The organism is Pseudonocardia thermophila (genome assembly GCF_900142365.1).
Classification (GTDB): Bacteria; Actinomycetota; Actinomycetes; order Mycobacteriales; family Pseudonocardiaceae; genus Pseudonocardia; species Pseudonocardia thermophila.
The window spans coordinates 35912-61568 of sequence record NZ_FRAP01000008.1 but is presented as its reverse complement, the minus strand read 5'-3'; the positions used below and the strand labels follow the sequence as shown (position 1 = coordinate 61568).

The 25657-nt window shown below is 74.0% G+C and carries 24 protein-coding genes and 2 pseudogenes; 5 read left to right on the top strand and 21 right to left on the bottom strand.

The window, feature by feature from the left end; translation table 11 throughout:
- Window positions 1–10: 10 nt before the first annotated feature.
- Genes BUE41_RS12160 through BUE41_RS29635 form a run of 4 tightly spaced genes read left to right on the top strand, consistent with a single transcriptional unit; the run spans window position 11 to window position 5139 of the window.
- The gene (locus BUE41_RS12160; protein ID WP_234997198.1) at window positions 11–2740 is read left to right on the top strand and encodes an FtsK/SpoIIIE domain-containing protein; all 2730 of its coding nucleotides are present in this window, start codon (window positions 11–13) and stop codon (window positions 2738–2740) included.
- A complete protein-coding gene (locus tag BUE41_RS12155) occupies window positions 2737–3093 on the top strand; it encodes a hypothetical protein (protein ID WP_073457174.1) in 357 nt (118 codons plus the stop codon). Before BUE41_RS12160 ends, BUE41_RS12155 begins: the two co-directional genes overlap by 4 nt.
- 25 nt (window positions 3094–3118) lie before the next feature.
- Window positions 3119–4051, top strand: a complete 933-nt coding sequence (locus BUE41_RS12150; RefSeq protein ID WP_073457173.1) for an alpha/beta fold hydrolase — start codon at window positions 3119–3121, stop codon at window positions 4049–4051.
- Window positions 4048–5139: a haloacid dehalogenase type II gene (locus tag BUE41_RS29635; protein WP_084754839.1), complete on the top strand. Its 1092-nt coding sequence runs from the start codon at window positions 4048–4050 to the stop codon at window positions 5137–5139. Before BUE41_RS12150 ends, BUE41_RS29635 begins: the two co-directional genes overlap by 4 nt.
- A gap of 23 nt (window positions 5140–5162) precedes the next feature.
- Here the strand turns inward: BUE41_RS29635 and BUE41_RS12140 are convergent, their stop codons facing one another.
- The 9 genes and pseudogenes from BUE41_RS12140 to BUE41_RS30745 form a co-directional block, all read right to left on the bottom strand.
- On the bottom strand, window positions 5163–6068 hold the full coding sequence (locus BUE41_RS12140; protein ID WP_073457172.1) for a sulfurtransferase: 906 nt from the start codon (window positions 6066–6068) through the stop codon (window positions 5163–5165).
- Window positions 6061–7032, bottom strand: a complete 972-nt coding sequence (locus BUE41_RS12135; RefSeq protein WP_234997196.1) for an NtaA/DmoA family FMN-dependent monooxygenase — start codon at window positions 7030–7032, stop codon at window positions 6061–6063. The genes BUE41_RS12140 and BUE41_RS12135 overlap by 8 nt, the downstream gene beginning before the upstream one ends.
- 29 nt (window positions 7033–7061) lie before the next feature.
- Window positions 7062–7409 (bottom strand): annotated as a pseudogene (locus BUE41_RS32420) (LLM class flavin-dependent oxidoreductase); the annotation flags it as partial.
- 20 nt (window positions 7410–7429) lie between these two features.
- A complete protein-coding gene (locus BUE41_RS32890; RefSeq protein WP_407691659.1) occupies window positions 7430–8164 on the bottom strand; it encodes an ABC transporter ATP-binding protein in 735 nt (244 codons plus the stop codon).
- A 309-nt stretch (window positions 8165–8473) separates the two neighbouring features.
- Window positions 8474–8959: pseudogene (locus BUE41_RS32885) on the bottom strand (ATP-binding cassette domain-containing protein); the annotation flags it as partial.
- A 61-nt stretch (window positions 8960–9020) separates the two neighbouring features.
- Window positions 9021–10004: a branched-chain amino acid ABC transporter permease gene (locus tag BUE41_RS12125; protein WP_073457170.1), complete on the bottom strand. Its 984-nt coding sequence runs from the start codon at window positions 10002–10004 to the stop codon at window positions 9021–9023.
- Complete coding sequence (locus BUE41_RS12120) at window positions 10001–10882, bottom strand: branched-chain amino acid ABC transporter permease (protein WP_073457169.1); 882 nt, start codon at window positions 10880–10882, stop codon at window positions 10001–10003. The genes BUE41_RS12125 and BUE41_RS12120 overlap by 4 nt, the downstream gene beginning before the upstream one ends.
- Before the next feature lies 1 nt (window position 10883).
- Entirely contained in the window at window positions 10884–12056 is a 1173-nt protein-coding gene (locus BUE41_RS12115) for an ABC transporter substrate-binding protein (protein ID WP_073457168.1), read from the bottom strand.
- A gap of 126 nt (window positions 12057–12182) precedes the next feature.
- The gene (locus BUE41_RS30745) at window positions 12183–12326 is read right to left on the bottom strand and encodes a hypothetical protein (protein ID WP_159444899.1); all 144 of its coding nucleotides are present in this window, start codon (window positions 12324–12326) and stop codon (window positions 12183–12185) included.
- Between the two features lie 130 nt (window positions 12327–12456).
- Between BUE41_RS30745 and BUE41_RS30740 the strand changes: the two genes are divergently transcribed.
- Window positions 12457–13125 carry a GntR family transcriptional regulator gene (locus tag BUE41_RS30740; protein ID WP_159444898.1) on the top strand — a complete coding sequence of 223 codons (669 nt, stop codon included), beginning with the start codon at window positions 12457–12459 and terminating at the stop codon, window positions 13123–13125.
- Window positions 13126–13145: 20 nt separating this feature from the next.
- Here the strand turns inward: BUE41_RS30740 and BUE41_RS12105 are convergent, their stop codons facing one another.
- The 12 genes from BUE41_RS12105 to BUE41_RS12050 are packed head-to-tail and all read right to left on the bottom strand — an operon-like array spanning window position 13146 to window position 25595.
- Window positions 13146–14450: an FAD-dependent oxidoreductase gene (locus BUE41_RS12105; RefSeq protein WP_073457167.1), complete on the bottom strand. Its 1305-nt coding sequence runs from the start codon at window positions 14448–14450 to the stop codon at window positions 13146–13148.
- 53 nt (window positions 14451–14503) lie between these two features.
- The gene (locus tag BUE41_RS12100; RefSeq protein WP_073457166.1) at window positions 14504–14971 is read right to left on the bottom strand and encodes a DoxX family protein; all 468 of its coding nucleotides are present in this window, start codon (window positions 14969–14971) and stop codon (window positions 14504–14506) included.
- Window positions 14972–15023: 52 nt separating this feature from the next.
- Window positions 15024–16001, bottom strand: a complete 978-nt coding sequence (locus tag BUE41_RS12095) for an LLM class F420-dependent oxidoreductase (RefSeq protein WP_073457165.1) — start codon at window positions 15999–16001, stop codon at window positions 15024–15026.
- Entirely contained in the window at window positions 15998–17608 is a 1611-nt protein-coding gene (locus BUE41_RS12090; protein ID WP_073457164.1) for an ABC transporter substrate-binding protein, read from the bottom strand. The genes BUE41_RS12095 and BUE41_RS12090 overlap by 4 nt, the downstream gene beginning before the upstream one ends.
- 32 nt (window positions 17609–17640) lie before the next feature.
- Window positions 17641–18573 carry an oligopeptide/dipeptide ABC transporter ATP-binding protein gene (locus BUE41_RS12085; protein ID WP_073457163.1) on the bottom strand — a complete coding sequence of 311 codons (933 nt, stop codon included), beginning with the start codon at window positions 18571–18573 and terminating at the stop codon, window positions 17641–17643.
- Window positions 18570–19562: an ABC transporter ATP-binding protein gene (locus BUE41_RS12080; protein ID WP_073457162.1), complete on the bottom strand. Its 993-nt coding sequence runs from the start codon at window positions 19560–19562 to the stop codon at window positions 18570–18572. The genes BUE41_RS12085 and BUE41_RS12080 overlap by 4 nt, the downstream gene beginning before the upstream one ends.
- Complete coding sequence (locus BUE41_RS12075) at window positions 19559–20401, bottom strand: ABC transporter permease (protein WP_073457161.1); 843 nt, start codon at window positions 20399–20401, stop codon at window positions 19559–19561. Before BUE41_RS12075 ends, BUE41_RS12080 begins: the two co-directional genes overlap by 4 nt.
- Before the next feature lie 2 nt (window positions 20402–20403).
- Window positions 20404–21348: an ABC transporter permease gene (locus BUE41_RS12070; RefSeq protein WP_073457307.1), complete on the bottom strand. Its 945-nt coding sequence runs from the start codon at window positions 21346–21348 to the stop codon at window positions 20404–20406.
- The gene (locus BUE41_RS12065) at window positions 21345–22103 is read right to left on the bottom strand and encodes an SDR family NAD(P)-dependent oxidoreductase (RefSeq protein WP_200803874.1); all 759 of its coding nucleotides are present in this window, start codon (window positions 22101–22103) and stop codon (window positions 21345–21347) included. Before BUE41_RS12065 ends, BUE41_RS12070 begins: the two co-directional genes overlap by 4 nt.
- Entirely contained in the window at window positions 22100–22777 is a 678-nt protein-coding gene (locus tag BUE41_RS12060) for a hypothetical protein (RefSeq protein ID WP_073457159.1), read from the bottom strand. Before BUE41_RS12060 ends, BUE41_RS12065 begins: the two co-directional genes overlap by 4 nt.
- A complete protein-coding gene (locus BUE41_RS12055) occupies window positions 22774–23940 on the bottom strand; it encodes an amidase family protein (RefSeq protein ID WP_073457158.1) in 1167 nt (388 codons plus the stop codon). The genes BUE41_RS12060 and BUE41_RS12055 overlap by 4 nt, the downstream gene beginning before the upstream one ends.
- Entirely contained in the window at window positions 23937–25595 is a 1659-nt protein-coding gene (locus BUE41_RS12050) for an FAD-dependent oxidoreductase (protein ID WP_234997193.1), read from the bottom strand. Before BUE41_RS12050 ends, BUE41_RS12055 begins: the two co-directional genes overlap by 4 nt.
- Window positions 25596–25657: the final 62 nt, after the last annotated feature.

The following is a 25657-nucleotide window of genomic DNA, read 5'->3' as shown; positions in this document are numbered from 1 at the left end:
CGACGTAGTGGTGCGTGGCCGCAACCGGCGGCAGCAGGAGATCTCCGCCGCCTTCGACAACTTCTGCGCCGCCGTCGGCCGTGCCCTCGGTGCGGCCGACGGTGTCCAGGACACGGCCGACCAGGCCCGCGCCGCAGCGCTGGTCGAGCTGTGGCTGCGCGAGGCCGGCCTGTCCGCCGCGCGCTCCGACCCGGCGCTCTCCCGCCTGCTCACGCCCGGGCACCGCCGCCTGGGCGACCTCGTCGCCCGGCTCGCCGCGGAGGAGGACGCGGTCCTCGGCCGCTGGCTCGCCACCGGTCCCCGCCGGCTCGACGAGATCGTCGCCGAGGCCGCCCCCGGCTCAGCCGGCCGGCCCGCAGCGGAGTGGCTCGGGCAGTTCGGCAAGGCCGAGGCCGTCGGCGCGGTGCCGGAGCTGTGGCGGATCGGCACCGGCCGGGTCGGCGGCAGCGGTGACCCGTTCGACGTCGCCGTCCCGCTCCTCGACGAGGGCCACCTGCAGATCGACGCCGATCCCGATCGGCGCGCCGAGGCGGAGGCGCTCGTCGAGAGCCTGTTGCTGCGGGTGCTGTCGTACTTCCGGCCGGGCCTGGTCGCGGTCCACGTCTGGGACACCAACCAGCTCGCCGGCGCCCTACCCGGCCTGTACCCGCTCACCCGCACCGATCTGGTGACGGTGCACCACCCAGGCCGGCTCGGCGCGCTGCTGGAGCAGCTGTCCGACCGAATCCGGCGCATCCACAGCCGGCTGCTCGTCGACGGCCACCCGTCCCTGAAGGCGCTCGGTGCCACCACCGGCGTGCGGCACGACCCGTGGATCATCGCCGTGCTCATGGGCGACCACCAGGCCCTGCCCGACGAGGAGTACGCCCAGCTGCAGCGCATCGCCCGCGGCGGCCCGGCGTGCGGGGTGCACCTGGTGCTGGTCGACGTGCCGACGCGGGCCACCGCGGGCACCGAGACGATCAGCCTGCGCGGCGGCACCACCCGCACGTCGATGACCGGCCCGCACGTGTCCGTCCAGCTGGACCCGCCGCTGGACCCGCGTGAGGTCACCGCGGCGTGCCAGGCGATCAGCGAGGAGCACGAGACGTGGCGGCTGCGGGTCAGCACGTTCCGCGACCTGCTGCCCGCCGAGTGGGGCAAGGAGCGCTCCCACGCCGGGCTGCGCGCCCCGATCGGGTTCGCCGATGTGCTGCCGGTCGATCTCGTTCTCGGCGACGCGTCTCCGCACGCGCTGATCGGCGGCCCGAGCGGCACCGGCAAGACGAACCTGCTGCTCACGATGATCGGTTCGCTCGCCGCCCGGTACGACCCCGACGAGCTGGAGTTCTACCTGCTCGACTTCAAGGAGGGCGTCTCCTTCGCCCAGTTCGCCCCCGGCCGCAAGGACCGCACCTGGCTGCCGCACGCCCGGCTGATCGGCGTCAACATCAACACCGACCGGGAGTTCGGGCTCGCGCTGCTGCAGTTCCTCGCCGACGAGATGCGCCGCCGCGCCGAGGCCGCCAAGGCGCACGAGGTCACGAAGCTGGAAGAGCTGCGCGACGCCGACCCGGAGGGGCGCTGGCCGCGGATCGTCGCGGTCATCGACGAGTTCCAGTACCTGTTCAACGAACGCGATGCCGTCACCCGCACCGCGCTGCAGCTGCTGGAGGACGTGGCCCGGCGCGGCCGCTCCCAGGGCATCCACCTGGTGCTGGCCAGCCAGGACGTGTCCGGCATCGAGGCGTTCTGGGGCCGCTCAGCGATCTTCGAGCAGTTCGTGCTGCGCATCGCGCTGCCGCGGGCGCGCAAGGTGCTCGCCGAGATGAACGACGTCGCGCTCGATCTGCCGCGCTGGCACGCCGTGATCAACCACGAGTCCGGGATCCGGCCCGCCAACGAGATCGCCCGCATCCCCGACGCCACCGGCAAGGGCTCGATCGACGAGGTCCAGCGCAAGCTGCACGCCGCGTACGCGTCCGGCCGGCCCGAGCCGCGGCTGTTCGACGGCAGCCGCGCCCCGCGGGTGGCCGATCTGCTCGCCGGCCTGCCCGAGGGCCCCGTGCCGCACGCGCTGGTCGGCCAGTTCATCGACGTCGCCGGCACCCCGGCGGCCGTACCCCTGCCCGACGCGCCGGGCCGCAACCTCGGCGTCATGGGCGTCGATCCCCGCGACGCGCTGCGCGTGCTGGGGGCGGCGGCGACAGCGGCGCTGCGCGGCCACGCCCCGGGCGCGCTCGATCTCGTGATCGCGCCGCTGGTGGACGCCGCCGGCGGGGCGGCGTCGCTGGTGGCCCGGTCCGCGGAGGCCGCCGGCCACGTCCCCGAGATCGTCGAGCTGGGCGGAGTGGCCGAGCGGATCACGAAGCTCGCCGAAGAGGTCACGGCCCGCCAGCAGGGCGGCGAGCGGCGCGCCACGCTGGTCGTCCTCTACGGCGCCGACTCCGCCGACGCCGTGCTCGGCCGCGGCGGCGTCGACGCACTGCAGCGGGTGGTGCGGTTCGGACCGGAGGTCGGTGTGCACGTCTTCGGCTGGTGGCGCAGCGTGGCCCGGCTGCGCAACCTGCTCACCATCAACGCAGGCCCCGACGACCTCGGCGCCTGGGTCGCCCTCGACGTCCAGGGCAGCGATCTCGGCAGCCTCGCGCCGACGTACGGTGTCGACTGGTCGTCGCGGCCGGGGCGCGGGCTGTTCTTCGACCGCAGCCAGCACTCCGAGCCGCACGTCGTGATCGTCCCCGGGGAGGTCGAGGCATGACCGCCGCTGAGGACTACCGCCGGGTGATCGCCCAGCTCGACGAGGTCGCCGACGAGCTGCGCGCCCGCGACGCCGAGCGCGTCACCGCGCTGCACGCCGAGCTAGCCGATCTCGACCGGGCCGTCGAGGACGCGCAGGCCCGCGCCGCGCTCACCCGGTTCGTCGTCGACATCCACTGGGAGACGGCGCTGGAGGCGCTGTGGCCGGAGTCGTGGATGAAGCTGCGGCCCAAGCCCGGCCCGGACCCGCGCGCCCGCACCGCCGATCTCGAGGCCCACGAGGCCGCCGTCGCCGAGCAGCTCGACGTGCTGCTCGCCGCCGTGCGCCGCCGCTTCCGGTTCCCGGGTTTCTGACCCGATCCCGACGAAGGGAGTCCGCATGCCCCGCACGCTCGACGACCTACCGGCGTTCGTGCGGACGCGGTACCCGTACGCCTCCCGGTTCGTGACGGTCAACGGGCGGCGGATGCACTACGTCGACGAGGGGTCGCGCGACGCACCGCCGGTGCTGCTGCTGCACGGCAACCCGACGTGGGGGTTCCTGTGGCGCGCCGCGATCCCGCCGCTGCTCGCCGCTGGGCTGCGCGTGGTGGTGCCCGACCAGATCGGGTTCGGGCTCTCCGAGAAGCCGCACTCACCCGCCGTGCACACCCTGGACAACCACACCGCGAACCTGGTCGCCCTGCTCGACCGGCTCGATCTGCGCGGCACGACCGTCGTCTGCCACGACTGGGGCGGACCGACCGGCCTCGGCGCCGCGCTGACCCGCCCGGAGCGGGTGCGCGCGATCGCGATCATGTCGACGTGGGCGTGGCGGGAGCCGTCCTCCGAGTTCCACCGCTCGGTGCTGCCGTGGCGCACCATGCACGCCCCGGTCGTCGGGCCGTACCTGCTCGGTACGCACGCCGCCATGCCGGGCCGCGGCATGTACCTGTCGGTCGTGGACCGCGCACGGTTCGCCGAGCGCTCCCTCGCCGCCAACGCAGAGGTGCTGGCCGATCCCGACGAGCGCGTCCTCACCTGGACGTGGCCGCGGTCGATCCCGATCGGCCTGCCGGGGGACACCACGACCGAGCGGTTCGCGTGGCTGGAGGAGGGGGTGCGGGAGCTGCGGCTGCCCGCCACGATCATCTGGGGGAGGGAGGACGACGTGTTCCCGATCGACGTGTTCGCCGCGCGGTGGCACGAGATCTGGCCGCACGCGGAGGGCACCCACGTCGTGACCGGCCGGCACTTCCTCCAGGAGGACTCCGGCGCCGAGATCGGTGAGCTGCTGGCCGAGTTCGTCGTGCGCACCGGCGGTGCGTCGTGACCGAGCGGCCCGAGGTCGTGGACCCGGCGCAGCGACCGGCAGGGCACCGCGCCGTTCCGCTGCTCACCGAACCCGCGCTCGGCCACTACCCGGAGTTCCGCACGTTCGTGGTGGAGGCGTTCGGGATCGAGACCGGCCGGATCGGCCCGTCCGGGCTGCTGCGCGTCGGCGACCGCTTCTACGAGGTGGTGCTGCTCGGCCGGTCCGGGCAGGAGTACCCGGTGGGGCTGGAGATCCACGCGCTGGTGCCCGGCCTGGAACCGCTCGACGAACAGGTGGCCGACACCGACCTGTGGGCGATCCTGCGGTGGCTCGTCGAGGGTGTGGGCGGTGAGTGGTCGATCGACGCGCTCGAGACGACCGGCCGGATCTACCGCATCCCCGCGGTGACCGAGCGGCCGGCTCCGGCACCGGCCGGGCCGGGCCCGGTGCTCGCCTTCGATCTCTACGGCACCCTCGTCGATCCGCTGGCGCTCGCCACCGATCTCGGCCGGTACCTGCCGGCGGACGTGGCGCAGCGGGTCGCCGTCACCTGGCGGCGCACCCAGCTGGAGTACTCGTTCCGCGTGACGGCGATGGGGCGCTTCACGCCCTTCGCCGAGCTCACCGCCCGCGCGCTGGACTTCGCGCTGCGCGCGGCCGGCGTGGTGCTCGACCCCGCCGGCCGGGCCGCCGTGCTCGCCCGCTACGACCGGCTGGAGCCGTACCCGGACGTGCTGCCCGCGCTGCAGGAGCTGCGCGCGGCGGGCGCGGCGACGCTCGTGCTCTCCAACGGCAGCCAGGCGATGCTCGACGCCTGCCTGGAGCACGCGCGCGTGACGCCGCTGCTCGACCACGTCCTCAGCGTCGACCGGGTCCGCGCGTTCAAGCCGGACCCGGCGGTGTACCGGTTCGCGGCCGAGGTCACCGGCCGGGAGCTCGGGGAGCTGTACCTGATCTCCAGCAACCCGTTCGACGTCGTCGGCGCGGCGACCGCCGGCATGCGCACGGTCTGGGTGAACCGGTCGGGCGCGCCGTTCGACACGCTCGGGCCGGAGCCGGACCACGTCGTGCGCACCCTCGCGGAGCTGCCCGCGCTGGTGGGGTAGGGACGCGGACGGGGCTGGCCCCGCTACCTCGCCGGGCCGGTCTCCAGTGCGCGCTCCGGGTCCGCCGTCCACTCCTCCAGCGAACCGTCGTAGATCCGCAGGTCCTCGTACCCCGCGGCGACGAGTCCCAGCGCCAGTCCCGCGGCGGAGACCCCCATGCCGCAGTACAGCGTGAGCGGGGTGGCACCCGGCGCCCCGACCACCTCCTCCGCCGCGGCCCGCAGCTCCGCGCGCGGCCGCAGCGTGCCGTCCTGCGCGCGCAACCCGCCGAAGGGCAGGTTGCGGCTCCCCGGGATGTGGCCCTGGCGCGGGTACCGGGTCGGCTCGGCCCCGGTGAACTGGCCCTCGCCGAGCGCGCACACCAGTGCCCCCGGCCGGCGCCCCTCCACGATCGCGACGACGTCGTCGAGGCTCGCCCAGCCGCGCCGGTCGGTGCGGATGCGCACCGGGGGGCCGTCCGGCGGCGGGGCGGCCGGAGAGTCCGTCACCGGCTGCCCGGCCGCGCGCCACGCCGACAGACCCCCGTCGAGCACCACAGCGGGCACGCCGAGATCGCGCAGCAGCCACCACAGCCGCGCCGCCCACGAGCCGTCGCCGGAGTCGTAGCAGACGACGAGCGTGCCGTCGTGCACGCCGAGGCGGGCCAGCGCGGCGCCCAGCCGGTCCTCGCCCGCCACGGAGAAGTGGTAGGGCGCGGCCGGGTCGGACAGCTCGTCGAGCAGGTCGGCGTGCCGCGATCCCGGCAGGTGCTCCTCCTCCCACAGCGGACGGCCCGACGCCACCGGGTAGCGCTCTTGCGGTGTCGGCGCGCCGAGCTGCGCGGTCGCGTCGAGGACGACGATCCGGCCCGCCTCGACGTCGGCGCTCCGCGCGGCGAGCCAGGCGACGTCGACGAGCGGTCCTTCGGGAAACCGGTACCGCTCAGCCACGGCGGAACCCGCTCGCCGGGTGCTCGGGCAGGGTGCGGGCGTTGCCGGGGCCGTAGAGGTGCTCCCGGAACGTGGCGCCCTCGTACTCGGTCCACACCCGGCCACGTCGCTGCAGCTCGGGAACGACCAGATCGACGAAGTCGGGGAACGTCACCCCGGACAGCGTGTCGGCGATGTTGAACCCGTCGACGTCGGCCTCCTCGACCCACTGCTCGAACTGGTCGGCGACCGTCGCGGGGGAGCCGACGAACAGCGCTCCCATGCTGGAGACGCAGAGGAAGTCGGCGATCTCCCGCGGCGTCCACTTCTTCGTCGGATCGGCCTTGGTGAACACCTGCAGCGACCCGCGGATGCCGTCGCTCTCCACGTACTCCAGCGGCTCGTCGGGATCGAGCTTCGACATGTCGATGTGGACGAGCGCGCTGAAGCGGGCCAGGCAGGCCTCCGGCGAGCTGTGCTCGCGCATCGACCGGTACTTCGCCCACGCCTCCTCGTCGGTCGGCGCGGTCACCACGGTCGCCAGCGGGAACACCTTCAGCTGCTCCGGCGGGCGGCCCGCGGCCTGCGCGGTGGCGCGCAGCCGCCCGACGACGTCACGGGCCATCTCCACGCGCGGGTAGGAGATGAACACGCCCTCGGCGTGCTTCGCGGCGAACGCCGTGCCGGCCTCGGACGTGCCCGCCTGGTAGAGGGTGGGCGTGCGCTGCGGGCCCGGCTCGCAGATGAAGATGCCGGGGACGTCGAAGTACGTGCCGTGGTGCTCGATCCGCCGCACCTTGTCCGGATCGACGAACACCCGCTTCTCGCGGTCGTGCACCACGGCGTCGTCAGCCCAGCTGCCCTCCCACAGCGCGTAGACGACGTCCATGAACTCGTCGGCGATCCGGTAGCGCTCGTCGTGCGGGACCGGCTCAACCCGAAGTTCTCCGCCTCGCTGCGCGACGACGAGGTGACGATGTTCCACGCGACCCGCCCGTCCGTGATCAGGTCGAGGGTGGCGAACTTGCGGGCGAGGTCGAACGGCTTCTCGTACGTGGTCGACGCGGTGACGGCGAAGCCGAGGTTCTGCGTCACCGAGGCCATCGCCGACACGAGCAGCATCGGGTCCATGATCGGGATGCCGATGGCCTCCCGGAGCGTGATGTCCGTCGAGCCCCGGTACACGTCGATCACGCCCTGCGCGTCGGCGATGAACAGACCGTCGAACAGGCCGCGCTCCAGGGTGCGGGCGGTGTCGATCCAGTAGTCGAGGCGCCGGTAGTTGCGCACGGCGTTGTCCGGATGGGTCCACAACCCCAGCGCGGTGTGACCGATGGTGGCGGACTTGAACCCGTTGAGCATGATGCGGCGGGTGCTGCGGGTCATGAGTGGACCTGCTCCTCCTGCGTCGTGTCTGGCTGCGCACCGAGGAAGACCTCGTGCGCGACGGCGGCGTCGAACCGCTCGGTGGGCCCGTGCCACACGGGCCGGCCGGCCTGCAGTCCCAGCACGTGCGTGCAGGCGGCGCGGACCAGGCCCAGGTTGTGCTCGACGACGACCACCGCGACCCCGGTGGCCCGCAGCCGCGCCAGCGCGTCGGCGAAGATCGGGACCAGACCGGGGGCGAGCCCGGCGGTCGGTTCGTCGAGCAGGACGGTCCGCGGCGACGCCATGAGCGCACGGCCGATCGCCAGCATCTGCCGCTGGCCCCCGGACAGGGCCCCGGCCTGCTCGGAACGGCGGTCGAGCACCTCGGGGAACAGCTCACCGACCCGGTCCAGCGCCTCCGCGAAGCGATCGGCGCGGGTTCCGGTGAGCCAGGACAGGCGGAGGTTCTCCTCGACCGTGAGGTCGACGACCGCGGTGAGCGTCTGGGGGACGAACGCCAGGCCCCGCCGGTAGCGGTCGGGCGTGGCGAGCGAACCGAGCGGCTGCTCGGCGAGCTCCACGTCACCGGAGGCGCGCAGCAGCCCGGCGACGCCGCGCAGGATCGTCGACTTGCCCGCCCCGTTGGGGCCGACCAGGCCGAGGCCCTCCCCGGCCGCGACGTCGAAGCTCACCCCGTCGACGGCGGCGACCGGGCCGTAGAAGACCCGCAGGTCGCGCACCTGGAGCATCGGCGGGCCCGAGCGCTGCTCGGCGACCGGTTGCGGTGCGGGCGCGGCAGGCTCCTCCAGCGCGCCGCCGATCTCCAGCTCGACGTCGCCGATGTAGCGCTTCACGACCTCGGGATCGGCCAGGGTCTCCTCGACCGGTCCGGCAGCCAGCACCCGCCCGTGGTCCATGACCACCAGGCGGTCGGCCAGCTTGCGGATCTGGGAGAGATCGTGCTCGACGAGCAGGATGCCGACGCCCTCGTCGCGCAGCTGCGCGACCAGGCCGGCCACCACCTCCCGCGCCGAGCGGGACAGCCCCGCGAACGGCTCGTCGAGCAGCAGGATGCGGGCGTCGGCGACGAGGATGCGGGCGAGCTCGACCAGGCGCTGCTGGCCGAGGCTGAGCTCGGCCGAGCGGAAGCCCGCGCGTTCGACCAGCCCCACCCGGGCCAGGGCCTCCTCCGCGGCCCGCGCCCGGCGGGCGGCCCGCCGCTTGCTCGTCGGCAGCCCGAGCGCCTCCAGCCACGCGGCCGGTCCGGCGGTGCGCACGCCCAGCTCGACGTTCTCCCGGGCGCTCCAGTCGGGCACCAGCCGCGCGGTCTGGAACAGCCGCGCGATCCCGTGCCGCGCCCGCACCCGCGCCGCGGCCCGGTCCAGCCGCACCTCGGTGCTGCCGCGCAGCAGCCGCACCGAGCCGCGGTCCGCTGGCACCGCCCCGCTGAGCAGGTTGAGCAGGGTGCTCTTGCCCGCCCCGTTCGGTCCGATGACCCCTACGCACTCGCCGGGCCCGATCTCGATGTCGACGCCGTCGACCGCGGTCAGCGGGCCGAACGAGACGGAGAGGCCACGCCCGACGAGGGTGCCGGCCGGTCGCCGCTCAGCCACGGGACCGCCCCAGCCGCTCGGCGACGGCGCGGACCACCTGGTGCACGCCGCCGGGCAGGAACAGCGCGACGAGCACGACCGCCGCGCCGTAGACGACCAGCCGGTACTCGGCCAGGAACCGCAGGTACTCCGGCAGCGCGATGACGATCGCCGCACCCACCAGCGGTGCCCACCGCCAACCGCGGCCGGCGATGATCGGGATGACGAGGAGGCTGATCGCCGACGTCGTGGCGAACTGGTCGGGGAAGGCGCCCCCGGCCAGCTGCGCGATCAGCGCCCCGCCCAGCGCCGCGGTCACCGCGCTCAGCACGAACGCGACGACACGGGTGTAGGCGACGCTCACCCCGATCCCCTCGGCGGCGGGCGGGTCGTACCGGCCGATGATCATGGCCTGGCCGACCGGCGACGTCCGCAGCGCTTCCTGCAGGAAGCTCACCAGCGCGAGCAGCACCACCGCGGCGACGAAGATGCTCGGCACGCCGGAGAGCCCGAACACCTTGATGTAGCCGACGTTCGTGATGCCGGCGTCCCCGTTCGTCACCGCGGTCCAGTTACGCACGACGACCGTGCCGAGCGTGCCCAGCGCCAGCGTCGCGACCGCGAAGTAGTAGGCGCGCAGCCGCAGCAGCAGCACCCCGGCGAGCGCGGCGATCACCGCGGCCAGCACGACGCCCGCGAGCAGCGCGACGAGCGGCCCGTACGACGTCGCCAGCAGCGCCCAGGCGTAGCCGCCCGCGGCGAGGAACACCGAGTTGCCGATCGAGACGATCCCGGCGAAGCCCACCAGCACGTTGAAGCCGGTCGCCGCGACCGCGTAGGCGACGACCAGGGTGATCACCCGCAGGTCGAAGGGGCCCGGGTCGATCAGCAGGACGAGTGCGCCCCCGGTGAGCAGCAGCCCGGGCTGCGTCCAGCGCCAGTGCCGGGCGGGGGAGACGTCGCGGCGCGCGGGCGCCGCGGGCGCGATCGTGGTCATACCGTCCGCGCTCCCCGGGCCCGGCCCAGCAACCCGCCCGGACGCAGGACGAGCACCACGAGCAGGACGAGCGGGGCGACCGATTGCCGCACCGTGTCGTTCAGGTAGCCGCCGGCGAGCGTTTCAGCGAGCCCGACGACGAGCCCGCCGAGCACCGCGCCCGCCGGGTTCGCCAGCCCGCCGATGATCGCTGCGGCGAACCCGTTCACGCCCAGCGGCAGCGCGCTCTCCGGCGCGATCGGCAGCACCGACGCGACGAGCACCCCGGCCACCCCGCCGACGAGCGCGGCGATCGTCCACGCGACGACGAGCATCCGGCCGATCCGCACACCGGCGTCGCGGGCCGCGGGCACGCTGCTGGCCACGGCCCGCAGCTGGAGCCCGATGTCGGTGCGCCGGTGGAACCAGCGCACCAGCCCGAACACCACGGCAGCCCCGACCAGCAGCAGCACGTAGTGGGCGGGCACGCGCATCTCCCCGACCGGGACGAACACCCCGGCGAGCGGGCTGTCGAGCCGCTGCGGCTGGCGGCCCCACCAGATCCCGGCCAGCGTCGTCATCGTCGTCGCCACCCCGAGCGTCCCGATGATCACGACGTCGACGTCCATGCGCCGGTGCCGCATCGGTAGCGTGAACAGCGCACCCAGCAGCACCCCCGCGACGGCGACGACCGCGACCGCGGCGAGCAGCCCCGCGACGTAGCCGTGCCCCGCGGACGTCACCGACACCGCGACCAGCGCGCCCAGGACCATCAGGTCGCCCTGGGCGAAGTTCGCCAGCCCGGACCCGGTGAACAACGTGACCACACCGAGCCCGGCCAGCGCGTACACCGCGCCGATGCCGAGCCCGATGATCACGAAGTAGATCAGCTGGTTCACGTCAGGAACCGTCGACGACCTTGATCGTGCCCTTGTCGTACTGCTTCCACACGAGGTTGCCGCCGACGAGGCCGACGTGGTTCTGGGGCGTGTACTGCCAGACTCCGTCGATGCGGCCGGTGAGCAGCGTGTCGTTGCGGTAGGTCTCGAGGAAGTCGCGCAGCTTGGCGCGGTCGGGGCCCACGGCGCGCAGGCCGTCGGTGATCACGGTGAGCATGTCGTGGGCGACCAGCGCGTCGCTGGGCACCGTGCCGCCGAAGTGCGCCGACCAGCGCTCGACGACCTCCTTGACCTGCGGCTTCTCCCGGTTGACCGAGTCCTGGAAGAACAGGTTGTCTGCGGCGTCGCCGGCGAGCCGGGCCACGGCGGGATCGGCCGCGGAGGCGGTGCCGATGATCGGCAGGCCGAGGCCGACCTGCTGGGCGCCCTTGGCCAGCGTCGCGTAGGGCTGGCCCACGGTCCACGCGATGACGTGGTCGGCGCCGGACTGCTTGGCCTTCAACAGCACGGCCGACAGGTCGGCGGCGTCGACGGCGAAGGTGTCGGAGAGCACCGGCGTGAGGCCGCCCTCGGTGAGGCCCTGCTCCAGCACCGGCTTCGCGCCCGAGCCGAACGCGGTCGTGTCGGTGAGGATCGCCGGCTTGGTCAGTCCGCGCGACTTCAGCCACTCGACGATGCCGTCGATCTGGCCGAGGTCGGTCGGGCCGGTCTGGAAGACCCACGGGTTGTTCTGCCGCGTGATCGCCGAGCTGATCGCGAACACCAGCTGCGGGATCTGGGCGCGCGCCACGGCCTCGGACTGGGCCAGCACCACCGGCGAGTTGTAGGTCCCGACGATCGCGACCGCATTGCTCTGGGCGAACCGGTCGACGAGCGCCACGCCGGTGGTCGGGTCGCCCGCGTCGTCCTGGATGTCGAGGACGATCGGGGTCCCGTTGACGCCGCCGGCGTCGTTGATCTCCTTCGCCCTCAGCTCGAAGCCCTTGCGCATGTTCTCGGCGGGTGCCGCGGACGCGCCGGTCAGCGGCAGGTCGATGCCGATCGTGATGCCGGCGTCGGCGGCGGCCGGTGCGGCCGACGGGGAGGCGCTGGAGTCGGTGCCGGTGGAGCACGCCGCCAGCGCGGTGGCGGCGAGGAACGCGATGGCGGCGTGGACGATGCGTCGGGTTCTCACGGGGTTCTCCGTTGGTGGGCGTCCGGGAAGGGGACGGGCCGATCGGGGGCGGCGCGCAGGCCGGTGCCCGGTGTCGGGACCGGGGCGCGGAGGTGAGGCGAGGACGGCGCGGCGGCGCTCGTCAGCTCACCGCGGGAACGCCGGACAGAACGTGCCGAGGGTGTGGCGCAGGTGCGCGAGGCGGCAGCGGCAGAACTGGAAGGCGTGTGCCGCGTCCGGGCAGGGCCGAACGGTGTGCGCACGGTGGTGGCGCTCGTCCTCGTTCGGCACGCCGGGAACTCTAGGGCAATGTGGATTCGCGTGTAAACGTGTGGCGCGTCTCGACACCATGCGGATACGCATGGATACGCCATGGCAGCGCGGGCTCGTCCGCGTACCCGCGTCTGACATACTGCGATCCGTGGGGCGGGCATCAGGGGTGGAGATCGACAACGGCGAGCGGCAGCTGGACGTGGACTCCCGCCACTACCTGCGGCTGCGCGAGGAGATCCTCAACCGCGACATCGCGCCCGGCGAGGTCCTGCTGGAGACGGCCATCAGCGCCCGCTACGGCGTGTCCCGCACGCCGATCCGGATCGCGCTGGCCCGGCTCGAGCACGACGGGCTCATCGAGCGCGCGAGCCGCGGGTTCCGGGTGAAGACGGGCAGCGCCGAGGACATCCTCGACATCTACGAGGCGCGGATCGCCCTGGAGTCCGCTGCGGCAGCGGGCGCGGCGCTGCGGCGCACCGAGCTGGAGCTGGCCCGGCTCCGGCACCTGCACGAGGCCTCGGTCGCGGCCGAGGACACGGAGGAGGCGCACACCCTGCACCGGCAGTGGCACGGGGTGCTGTGGAGCGCGGGCCACAACCGCGCCATCGAGTCCACCCTCGCACGGTTGTGCGACCAGCTGACGATCTTCGACGGGTCGGTGATGGTGCAGAAGGAGAGCATCGAGGTCGCCTGCGCCGAGCACGAGCGGATCATCGACGCCGTCGCGCGGCGGGACCCCGACGCAGCGCGGGACGCGGTCGCCGAGCACCTCACCCGCACCCGGGATCTCCGGCTGGCCGATCTCGCGCGCAGTTGACCGACGGGGTGTGGCCGCACCTACTTCCGCGTCCGGTCCGGCCCCGGGGCCCGGGCGGGGCGGCAGGCCCACGCGGGGGCCCGCTCCGGGCGCGGTCCGATGCCCACGACGATCGCCGGCACCGCGGTCACCGCCGGGACCCGGCGCACCAGCTGCACCAGCCCGCGCGGCGCCGCGGCGACCTTCCCTTCCAGCGCCGGCATGAGCAGCCGGGCGTGCAGGAGTCGCTGCACCGCCTGGACGACCACGGTCGGGACCGTGCGCCGGCGCTGCACCTGCGCGAGCACCTTCTCCGCCTCCGGCCCGCTGCGCCGGAAGACGCCCCGGCGCAGCGGGGCCGCGAGGCGACGGGCGGCGGCCACCGCGTCCTGCAAGGCGAGGTTGATGCCGACCCCGCCGGCCGGCGACATCGCGTGCGCCGCGTCCCCGATGCACAGCAGGCCCGGCGCGTGCCAGCGGGTCAGCCGGTCCATACGCACGTCGAGGTGCTTGACGTCGGCCATCTCGATCGTGGCGATCTCGTCGGCCAGCTCGGGCAGCAGCTCGGTGACGTCGGCGCGGAAGGCCTCGACGCCGCGCGCCCGCAGCTGCGCGTCGGTGCCCTTGCGGCCCAGGTAGCCGGCCTGCAGGTAGCCCTCGCGCGGGATGGCGATCACGAGCTTGCCATCGCCCAGCCGCGGCAGCAGCGACTCGCCGACGCGCGTCGAGGTGGGGATGCGGAACCACCAGACGTCGAAGGGGCAGGCGAACTCCCTGGTCGGCAGCCCGGCGCTGCGCCGCACCACCGACCACCGCCCGTCGCACGCGACGACGAGATCGGCGAGCAGCCGGCCGGGGCCCTCGGGGCAGGTGTAGTCGACCCCGACGACCCGGTTCCCCTCGCGCACGACGCCGGTGACTTCGTGCTTCGTCAGGAGCGTGTACGTGGGCTCCCGGCGGCCGGCGTCGGCGAGCAGGTTGAGCAGATCCCACTGCGGCACCATCGCGATGTACGGATGGCGCACCCACCGGCGGATGCGGGAGAAGTCGCCGGCCACGACCGCGCCGCCGTCGCCGGTGGGCAGTTCGACCCTGGAGACCCGCGAGTGCGGCAGCCGGTCGAACTCCTCGAACAGCCCGAGGTCTTCGAGGAGGTCGAGCGTCGTCGGGTGCACCGTGTCGCCGCGGAAGTCGCGCAGGAAGTCCGCGTGCTTCTCGAGCACGGTCACCTGCACGCCTGCGCGGGCCAGGAGCAGCCCGAGGACGAGCCCGGCCGGTCCGCCGCCGACCACCGCGCACGTCGTCGTCGACGTGGGGAGTGTCTGGTGCTCGCTGCTGGGGGCCATGGCCCCTCCTTCCCGCTCCGACACGGACAGCGTAGGCCTGGCGGGCAATAAATTCAACGAGCGATGAGATCTGCTGCGTCGGTCGATGCGCTGCGCCGCGTGCGCGCGTACGCGACGACCACCGTCGTCGTGGCGGCCAGGAAGATCAGCTGGATCACCGTCCGCGGCACGAGCTGCTGGGTGAACGGCAGATCCGGGTTGGTCAGCGCGAGATGCACGTTGGCGGGGAACATCGCCACGAGCAGGGTGCCGAGCCCGGCCGCTGCCCACGGTGCGGTGGCCGGCAGCACGACGCCGACGGCGCCGGCGAGCTCCAGTGCGCCGGTGATCGTGACGAGGAGCTCCGGCGCGGGCAACCAGGGCGGCACCATCGCGATGAGCTCCTCGCGCATCCCGATGAAGTGGGCGGCACCGGTGACGACGAACATCGCCGCGATCCCGAGCCGCAGTGCGAGCAGCGGCGGACGCCGGGCGATGAGCGCCAGGACGGTGACGGCTGTGGGAGCGATGAGTGGTGGCATGGGCGCATCTCCAATCTTGTCGATGTAAAGATGCGCCCCTGCCGGCATCTTGTCAATGTCTAGATTGAGAGTCCGTCGGTCGCAGCGCGGACAGGGTCGCGGCGAGCGGCAGCGGTTCCGGCGTCGGCGCGAGGTACACCAGCACGGTCGAGACACCCGCCTGCGCGAACGCCGCCAGCCGGGCCCGGCACTCGTCGGGCGAGCCGTGCACCCACAGCGCGTCGACGACGTCGTCGGGGATCGCCGCACCGGCGCGCTGGATGTCCCCTGCGTCGAACGCGGCCCGCGACGCCGCCAGCTGCGCGCCGCGGCCCAGCCAGTCGTGGAACGCCCGGTACGGCGGCTGGTTGGTGATCCAGCCGAGGAACCGGCGACCGGTCGCACGGGCGAACCGAGCGTCCTCGGTCGGGCAGACGAACACCTTGACCACGATCTCCTTGCCGCCCGGCACCGGCCCGGCCGCGGCGAGCACGGCGCCGAGGTCAGCCGCCGAGAGGATGTTCGTGATCACCCCGTCGCCCTCGTCCAGCCCGAGGCGGACCATGCGCGGGCGCAGCGCCCCGACGACGATCTTCGGCGGCCGCGCCGGCGCGGGCAGCCGGAACCCGCGCACGGCGAACGTCGCGTAGTCCTCGTCGACGAGCTGTCCGCGCACGGCCGCGCGCAGGAACCGGACGGTGTCGCGCACCCGCGCGTACGGCCGGTCGAAGCCGATCCCGTTGAGCGCCGTCACGTGCGCCGGCACCGACGACCCGACGCCGAGCAGCACCCCGGCGTCGGTCAGCCCGGCCAGCGCCGCGGCGGTCTGCGCGAGCACCGCCGGCCCGCGGGTCTGCACCGGCAGCACACCGGTACCGACCCGCAGGCGCGGCTGCCACGCCGCCGCCGCGGCGAGCGGGGTGAGCCCGTCGAGACCGCCGCCCTCGCCGGTCCAGACCCCGCTCCAGCCCAGGTCGGGCAGGGCCTCGACGAGCTCCCGGTGCCCGCGCAGCGGCAGGCCGGGGAGGGGGAGGGTGACCTCCCACCTCATCGCCGGTCCACGCTCACGGTCGTGAGGTCGATGAACCACGACTTCGGCGCGATCACGCCGTGCACGCTCGGCGCGACGACGCGCGGGTTGCGGTCGCTCACCACGAACAGGTACGGCGCCTGCTCGCTGACGATGCGCTCGGCCTGCTTGTACAGCTCCACCCGGGCCACCGGGTCGATGGTCTGCGTGGCCTTCAGCGACAGCGCGTCCACCTGGTCGTCCGACCAGTTGCCGGTGTAGACCGGCGTGCCCTTCGTCCAGTGCCCGCGCACCAGCGCCTCGGCCTGGTAGGTCACTGTCGACGCGCACTGCATGTCCGCGCCCGCCGCGGGCTTGCCGGCGTTGAGATCGGCCAGGTACGCCGACCACTCCACCGTCCGCAGCTCCACCTCGATGCCGATGGCGCGCAGCTGCGTCGCGATCGCCGTGGCGATCGGCACCGGCACGAGGTTGCCCGAGCCACCGGTCGGCACGGTGAGCGTGGTGCGGAACCCGTCGGCGAACCCGGCCTCGCGCATGAGCGCCCTGGCCTTGTCCAGGTCGTACCCGTAGAGGTCGTTCGCTGGGTCGTACACGGCGGTCGCCTTCGGAGCGTGCTGCAGCGCCGGCGCCGCGGTGCCCTTGAGCAGTTCCTCGGCGATGGCCCGGCGGTCGATCGCGTAGTTCGCCGCCTGTCGCACCCGCACGTCGGACCAACCCGTCGACGCCTGGTTGAACGTGCAGTACCACAGGTGGTCGTAGTCGTTCTGCAGCACCGTGTAGCCGGCCTGTCGCAGCCCCTCGATGTCGTCGGGGTTGGGGTACTCGATCCAGTTCACCTCACCGGAGCGCAGCGCGGCGATGCGGGCGCTCGCGTCCGGGATCGGGCGCAGCACCAGCCGCTCGATCTTCGGCGCCCCACCCCAGTACTCCTTGTTCGCCGTGAGCACCAGCTGCTTACCGGGCTCCAGCGAACTGAACACGAACGGCCCGGTGCCGACGGGGTGCTCGGAGAAGGCCTCGTTGCCCGCTGCCCGCACCGCGGTGGGACTGGGGATCGTGAGCAGCGTGAGGTCGGTCAGCAGGTGGCCGTTCGGCTCGGCGGTCGTGATCGTGATCGTGCGGTCGTCGACCTTCGCGTAGCTGCTGATCGCGCCCTTCCACAGCCGCGCCGCGCCGGCGGCCTTGGGGTAGTAGAACGGGCTCTCCTGGTTCATCAGCCGGTCGAACGCGAAGATCACCGCATCGGCGTCGAACGGGGTGCCGTCGTGGAAGCGCACTCCTTCCCGCAGGTGGAACGTCCATGTGCGGCCGTCGGGGCTGGTCTCCCACGACGTCGCGAGCCCCGGCACGATGCCCGGCATCTCCTCGTCCTGCCGCAGGTCGTAGCGGGTCAGCCCGTCGTAGAGCTGGAAGTTGACGAAGCGCTCGCCCTCGAAGCCCTGGGTGAAGGCCAGCACGGTGTCGACGCCGGGGATCTCGGCGGCGGTCATCCCGATCACCAGCGTGCCGCCGGTCGATTCGGAGCCGCCGCCCGAGCCTGCGCCGGAGGTGCCGCACGCGGCGAGCGCGACGGCGGTGAGCGCCGCGACGGCCGCGGTCCGCAGTCGGGTGAAGGTTGTGGACATGGGGGTCTCCCGGAAGGTGCAGCGGAGGGGGATCAGACGGGTACTGCCGATGTGCTGAGCGCGCAGGCGTCGCGGTGCGGCGCCGCGAGCGGGAGGAGGTCCGGACGCCGTCGGGCGCACTCCTCGACGGCGCGGGGACAGCGGGTGTGGAAGGCGCACCCGGCGGGTGCGTCGGCCGGGTCCGGCGGATCGCCGGCGAGCACGATGCGCGAGCGCGACTCGCCGGGGATCGCCGAGAGCAGGGCCTGCGTGTAGGGATGGCGCGGCCGCGCCCAGATCTCCTCCGCAGGGCCCTCCTCGACGACGCGACCGAGGTACATGACGGCGACGCGGTCGCACAGGTGCTCGACGACGCCGAGATCGTGGGAGATGAACAGGATCGCGATGCCGCGCTCGCGCTGCAGGCGGGCGAGCAGGTTCAGCACCTGCGCCTGCACGCTCTTGTCCAGCGCGGACACCGCCTCGTCGCAGACGAGCAGATCGGGTCCGGTGGCCAGCGCCCTAGCGATCGCGACCCGCTGCACCTGCCCGCCGGACAGCTCGTGCGGGTAGCGGTCACGCAGCCTGGGCGCGATCCCGACCTGGTCGAGCATCTCGTCGACGCGGTCCGGGATCTTCGCGCGCGACCAGCCGTGCACTCGTAGGTTGAACGCGATCGCGGCGCCGACGGTCATCCGCGGATCGAGCGCGGTCTGCGGCGACTGCGGCACCAGCTGGAACCGGGCCCGCAGCGAGCGCAGCCGCCGGCCGCGCACGTCAGCCAGGTCGTGCCCGGCGAACCGCACCGTCCCCCGGTCCGGCTCGAGCCGCTTGAGGATGATCTTGGCGGTGGTCGACTTGCCGCAGCCCGACTCGCCGACGATCCCGACGATCTCGCCGGGCGCCACCGACAGGCTGACGTCGTCGACGGCCAGGACGCCGTTGGCGTAGCGCTTCGAGATGTTCTCGACGGACAGCAGGCTCACGCGCCCACCTCCTGCAGCGGGGCGATGGGGAGCAGGCACGCCGCCGCGCGCCCGGGGCCGACGTCGCGCAGCTCGGGCGCCGTCGCGCTGCACGCTGGTTCGGCGCGGCCGCAGCGCGGGGCGAACGCGCACGCCGCATCGACGACCTCGGTGGCCGGCGGCGGCCCGCCGGGGATGGCCGCCAGTTCCCCGCGGCGCAGCCCGGGCCGTGGGCGGGCGCCGAGCAGCCCCGCCGTGTACGGGTGCGCGGGCGCGGTGAGCACCGCCGCAGCGGGGCCGCGCTCGACGATCCGCCCCGCGTACATCACCACCACGTCGGCGGCGAGCTCCGCGGCGACCCCGACGTCGTGGGTCACCAGCAGCAGCGCGGTGCCGAGCTCGCGCTGCAGCGTCGTGAACAGGTCCAGCACCTGCGCCTGGACGGTGACGTCGAGCGCCGTCGTCGGCTCGTCGGCGATGATCAGCCGCGGGGCGCAGGCCACCGCCATCGCGATGACCACCCGCTGCCGCATCCCGCCGGACAGCTCGTGCGGGTAGCTGCGCGCAGTGCGGGCGGGGTTGGGGATGCCGACCAGCGCCAGCAGCTCCGCCACCCGGGCCCGCCGAGCGCGGCGGTCGGCGACCGCGCCGTGGACCTGCAGCACCTCCTCCACCTGCGTCCCGATGCGGCGGAGCGGATCGAGCGAGGAGTTCGGGTCCTGCGGGACGAAGCCGATGTCGCGCCCGCGCACCTGACGCATGGCCTTCTCGTCGAGGGCGAACAGGTCGCAGCCGGCGAGCCGGATCCGGCCGCGGACGCTCGCGCGCCGGCCGGGCAGCCGCAGCACCGAGCGCGCCGTCACCGACTTCCCGCTCCCCGACTCACCCAGCACGACGACGGTGCCACCGGGGTCGAGGCGCAGACTGACGTCGCGCACGGCGTGGGCCGCGCCGAACGTCACCGACAGGTGCTCGATCTCGAGCAGCGGGGTGTCCTCGGGGGCGCTCACTGCGACCACCTCGACGTCACGTCGAACCAGGCCCGCAGGCCCTCACCGAGCACGTTGAACACCGCCGACGCGAGGAAGATCGCGATCGCGGGCGCCAGCGCGAGCGACGGATTGCTGAACAGGTTCTGGCGCAGGTCGTTGAGCATCGCGCCCCACTCGGCCTGCGGCGGTGCGACGCCGAGGCCGAGGAACGACAGGCCGGCGCCGACGACGATGGACAGCCCCACCAGCGCGGAGCAGTACACCGCCACCGCGGGCAGCACGTTGGGCAGCACGTGCCGCAGCGCGATCACGGCCGCGGGCGCACCGCTGGCCCGGGCGGTCTGCACGAAGTCGAGCGAGCGCAGCCCCGCTGTCTCGGCGTACACCACTCGCGCCACGGCCGGTACCAGGATCACCGAGAGCGCGACGACCAGGCTGGCGAGGCTCGCGCCCAGCGAGGCGGCGATCGCGATCGCCAGCAGCACCGACGGGAACGCGAACAGCACGTCGAGCGAGCGCATGATCAGGTTCTCCAGCGCGCGGGCGCCCATCCCGGCGGCGATGCCCAGCGCGGTGCCGAGGGCTCCCGACACCAGCACCGGCACGATCCCGGCGATGAGCGACGGCCGCGTCCCGACGACCAGCCGGGCGAGCAGGTCGCGACCCTGCCCGTCGGTGCCGAGCGGATGGCCGGGGGTGCCCAGGGGCAGCAGGCGGGCGGTGAGGTCGCCCGCGTTCGGATCGGGCAGGGGCAGCAGCGGTGCCACGACCGCCAGCACCACGAGGGCAGCGGCGAGGGTGCCGCCGGCGACGAGCGCGGCCGGTGCGCGCCGCGCGCGTACGGGGAGGACCGTCACTTCTACCTCCGCACCCGGGGATCGACGAGCGCGTGCGCGGCGTCGACGAGGATGTTGATCAGGACGAACGAGACCGCGACCACGAGCACACCGCCCTGGATCAGCGGCAGGTCACGGGTGGAGATCGCGTTGTAGAGGGTCAGGCCGATGCCCGGCCACGAGAAGATCGTCTCGACGAACACGACGCCGCCGATCAGGTAAGCCAGCTGCAGGCCGGTGATCGTGAACAGCGCGGGCAGCGCGTTGTGGGCGGCGTGCCGCGCGATCCGCACCGGGCCGATGCCGCGTGCCCGCATCGCCTCGACGAACGGGCTGCCCAGCACCTCGGTGAGCGCCGAACGGAACATGCGCGCGATCACCCCGAGCGGGATCAGCGCCACCGAGACCGCCGGCAGCACCATGTGCACCAGCAGGTCCGCGAGCCCGCCCCCGTCGATCGGGTCGGTCATCCCGCCGGCGGGCAGCACCCGCAGGTGCACCGCGAAGACGATCACCAGCAGCAGCGCCACCGAGTACTGCGGAGCCGACATCGCCACGACCGAGAGCCCGGAGGTGAGCCGGCCCGGCAGCCGCTTCGGGTACATCGCTCCCAGCACCCCGAGCACCACTCCGCCGACCAGTGCGATCAGGCCGCCGGCCAGCGCGAGCAGCGCGGTGTCCCCGAACGACGACGCGACGATCTCCGCGACCGCCCGCGGCTCGTGGATCGCCATGCCCAGATCGCCGCGCAGCGCGTTGCCCAGCCAGGTGACGAACTGGACCGGCCAGGGCCGATCGAGGCCGAGGTGCGCGACGAGCTCGGCGCGGGCCTGCGGGGTGGCGAGCGGGCCGAGCAGGCTCGCCACCGGGTCGCCGGGAACCAGCTTGGCGGTCAGGAACACGACGAACGAGACGCCGACGACGGTCGGCACGGCCAGCACCAGCCGGCGGACGAGGAAGCGGATCATGCCGGCACCGCCCGCCGGGGGAACGCCGGGAGCTGGGTGCCACCGCACACGTGCAGCACCTCGCCGGTGATCATCGCCGCGCCGTCCGAGACGAGGAACGCGACAGCCGCCGCGACGTCCTCGGGGGTGACGAGCCTGCCGAGCGGGCTGGTGCGCCGCACCTGCTCGGCGAACTCGGCGACGACGGCGGCGTCCCCGCGCTGACGGGCGAACCTGGTGGGCACGAAGCTCGGCGCCACGGCGTTGACCCGCACCCCGAGCCCGGCCAGCTCCAGCGCGAGTGAGCGGGTGAGCCCCACCAGGCCGGCCTTCGAGGCCGCGTAGGCCGGGTGGGCGCCGCCGAGCCAGGTGCGGGAGCCGATGTTGACCAGCGACCCGCCGCCCGCCCGCCGCCACCACGGCAGCGTCGCCTGCGCGAGCAGCGCCGGGCCGCGCAGGTTCACCTCGAGCGTGTGGTCCCACGCGGCGACGTCGAGATCGGCCAGGGTGTGCGGCGGTTCCACACCGGCGGCGCAGACGAGCGCGTCGACGCGGCCGTGATCGGCGCCGATCCCGTCGACGAACGCGGGGAACGAGCCGGTGTCGGCCACGTCCAGGAACCGGCCCTCGGCTCCGGCGATGTCCTCCGCGGCGGCGCGGGCGGCCTCGGCGTCCAGGTCGGCGAGCACCACGATCCACCCGGCGGCGGCCAGTGCGCGCCCGGTCGCGGCGCCGATGTCCCCGCCACCGCCGGTGATCAGCGCGACCCGGCTCATCGCAGCGCGGACCATCCGGTCGGGCGCAGCACCACACCGGTGTTGGCCAGCTCCAGACCGGCGGAGACCTTCGCCCACTCCTGCAGCTCCGGGTACTGCTCGGGCGCGGAGCGGGTGCGGACCAGCGCCGCCACGTCGGGGAACGCCCAGAGCACGAGCACCTCGCCCGCGTTGCGGAACGCCACGCTGTACGCGCCGAGGACGTCGACGTCGGGCCGGTCGGCGAGCCGCGTCTTGACTTCGCCGAGCGCGCCCACGTAGTCCGGTGCCGATCCGGGGCGCAGCCGCACGGTCTCCTGCAGCACGACCGGGGCGCGCAGGCCGCGCTCGGTGATCTCGTCGAGGGTGGGGGAGTAGTCGCTGCCGACGAGCACCCGGTCGAACCCGCCGCTGCGCTCCCCGTACCAGCGCTCCAGGGGCGGGTGGAACAGCTCGGGATGGGTGTCGAAGTGCTCGGCGAACCCGTCCCATCCGCCGGGCATCTCCCAGAAGCTGACGATCTGCGGCCACTGACCGGTGAGGAAGATCGGGACCCAGACGGCGATGCAGCGCCCGCCCGCGGAGCCTTCGGCGTTGCCCTGCGTGCGGACGACGTGGCCGAGCTCGTCGAGGTAGCGGGTGTGCGCGCCGGGCGCGCGCACCGGATCGAGGGTCTCGTGCAGGTAGAGGGTCATCGGGCGGTGCCTCCAGCGGGATCGAGGTGCGCGGCCGCGGCGAGCAGAGCGGCGTCCGCGCCGCGCCGGCCGACCAGGAGCAGCCCCACCGGCAGCTCGCCCGCGGTGCCGCACGGGACGGCGACGGCGGGCTGGCCGGCCAGGCAGAACGGGTAGGTGAAGCGGACGAGCGCGGCCTCGTCCGCGACCGGGAACGGGGGTGCGACGACGGGGGTGGCCGGGGCGGCGAGCACGTCGACGAGGTCGAGCGCGGTGGCGATCTCGGCCTGCCAGCGGGCCCGGAACAACCTGGCCGACGCCGCCGCGGCGGGATCGCCGGCGGCCCGGCGGGCCTCGACCGAGGGAGCGTAGGTGCGCGCCGGGTCGAGCTGCGCGGCGAAGCTGCGGTGCACCTCGTCGAGGTAGATCGCGCGGCCGTGGGCCGCGGCGGTGCGGGCCGACGGCAGTGTCACCGGGATCGTCGTGACCGGGATCGCCGGCGCGTCCTCCAGCGCCGCCCGCACTGCGTCGAGGACGGCCGGATCGGCGTCGGTGAAGGGATCGCCGAGCAGCCCCACGCGCAGTTCGGCGGGCGGCGGCGCGGGCGGGTGCCGGGTCAGGACCGCCGCGACGCGGAGCAGGTCGGTGGGGTCCGCGGCGAACACGCCGACGGTGTCGAGGGTCGGGCTCATCGGGGCGACGCCCGCGGTGTCGATCAGCCCGTGCGTGGGCCGGTAGCCCCAGCACCCGGTGAGGGCCGCCGGCATGACCACCGAGCCCGCGGTGTCGGTGCCCAGCGCCACCGGCACCATCCCGGCGGCCACCGCCGCGGCCGAGCCCCCGCTCGATCCGCCGGCCGTGCGCGTCAGGTCGGCGGGGTTGCGGGTGTCGCCGTAGTGGGTGTTCGTGGTCACCGCCGACGAGGCGAACTCCGGCAGGTTCGTCTTCCCGACGATCACTGCCCCGGCCGCTCGCAGGCGGGCCACCGCGGCGGCGTCGCGGCGGGCGGGCTCGTGCTCGTCGAGCGGGCGGCCCAGCCCGGTGACCACGCCCTCGACGTCGATGTTGTCCTTCACCGCGACGCGCAGGCCCGCCAGCGGTCCCGCACCGCCCGTCAGCGGCGGATCGAGGATCTGGGTGAACGCGTGGATCGCGGCGTCGGCCGCCGCGAGCGACCCGGTCACGCCCCCACCTCCGCTTCCACCTCGTCGTCCATGGGCGCGTAGCCGATGCGGTCGCGGGCGGTCAGCGCGCCGTAGCGGGGCCACTCCAGCTCGATCCCGAGGGTGCCGGTGAGCAGCGACTGGAACTCGTCGAGCAGCTCGGCATCGGCCCGCACCTGGTGCGGGACGACGCCGCGGGCGATGCTGAACGCGGCCAGTGCCCCGGCCGCCTCGCCGATCGACCACTCGGCGGGGTGCACCCGGTACGCCCCGCTGGTGATGTGGGTGCCGCCGATGCTCTTGCCGGCGGGCAGCACGTTGCGCACCCGCACCGGCAGGAACGACCCGAGCGGCAGCTGGAACGGCCAGGTGTCGATGTCGATCCCGGGCCGGCCCGCGGTGGACGGGTGCACGTCGATCCGGTAGGCGGCGATGCCCACGCTGTCGGCGAACCGCTCGGCGCCGTCGGCACCGGGCCGCGCCGCCACCCCGATGTGCTGCTCGAGCAGGGTGAACTCGGCGCGGATCCGCCGGCCCTCGCGGATGTAGGGCAGCTTCGCCAGCCCGGTGGGGGTGCCGGTGAGGTCGGAGCGCGGGTAGAGGCCCGGGTAGCCGACGCCGCCGTCGTGCCGCGGCGCCTCGGTCTGCATCCAGTACAGGAACGACAGCGACAGCTCCTGCGCCTCGCGCAGCGCCTGCTCGCGGGTCTCGTCCGGCACGCCGAGCAGCGGCAACCGGCTGTAGTCCATCATCGGCCAGGCCGCGACCGTCACGTCCGCCCAATCGCCGTCGAACTGGTCGGCGGCGAGGATCCGCCGCGCGTGCCACAGGTCGTAGGTGATGCCGGCGGTCGGGCGGTCGGTGAACAGCGGGCGCAGCCTGGGCCGGTGCGTGACGTGGTCGCTGACCTCCCAGCTCAGCAGCGGGCCGGGCCACTCCGGCGGGCGGAACTCGCGCCAGCGGGCGTAGCCGGCCGGGCGCGGGATCGTGTTGTCGGTGCCGGGGCGGTGGCTGAGCAGCATCGCCCACGTGATCGCCTGCTGGTCGAGCGGATCGGCGGGACCGGCCAGCGCGTGCAGCTCGCCGGTCTCGTCGCGGCTCTCGGCGCCGATGACGTGCTCCACCCCGGCCAGCCCGATGACGTCGCCGAGATCGGTGGCGTCGAGGAAGTAGCGGCCGGTCAGCTCCACGTCGCCGGCCGCGGTGCGCACCTGCAGCGCCCGCACCTCGTCGCCGTCGCCGGCGGCGCAGGTGATTTCGGCCTCGCGCAGCACGGTGATCAGCCCGCGGCTGATCCACGGCGCCAGCATCGACTCCAGCACCAGCGCCGCGACGTGCGGCTCGTGGGTGAGCGGGCCGATGTTGCCCAGCCCCGGGTTGAAGCGCTGCTGGCTGCGGGCCCGGGCGGTGACCGGGTAGTTGTCGCGGTAGAACGCCCGGACCCGCGCGCGGAACTCGCGGTAGCCGCGGGTCTGGCCGATCGTCTCGATCCACGGGTGCTCGTCGGGCGGGATGCACTGGCTCGACACCTGCCCGCCCAGCCAGTCGGTCTCGCAGACCAGCACGGACCGACGGCCCAGTCGGGCCGCCGCCAGCGCGGCCGCGGTCCCACCGAGCCCGCCGCCCACCACGACCAGGTCGTGGTCGCCCGCGCCGGTCATTCCCCTGGCAGCCACAGTGCTCCTCGTCGGTCAGTGTGCGGATACCGCACAATTGTGCGTATAGTAAACGATGCGAA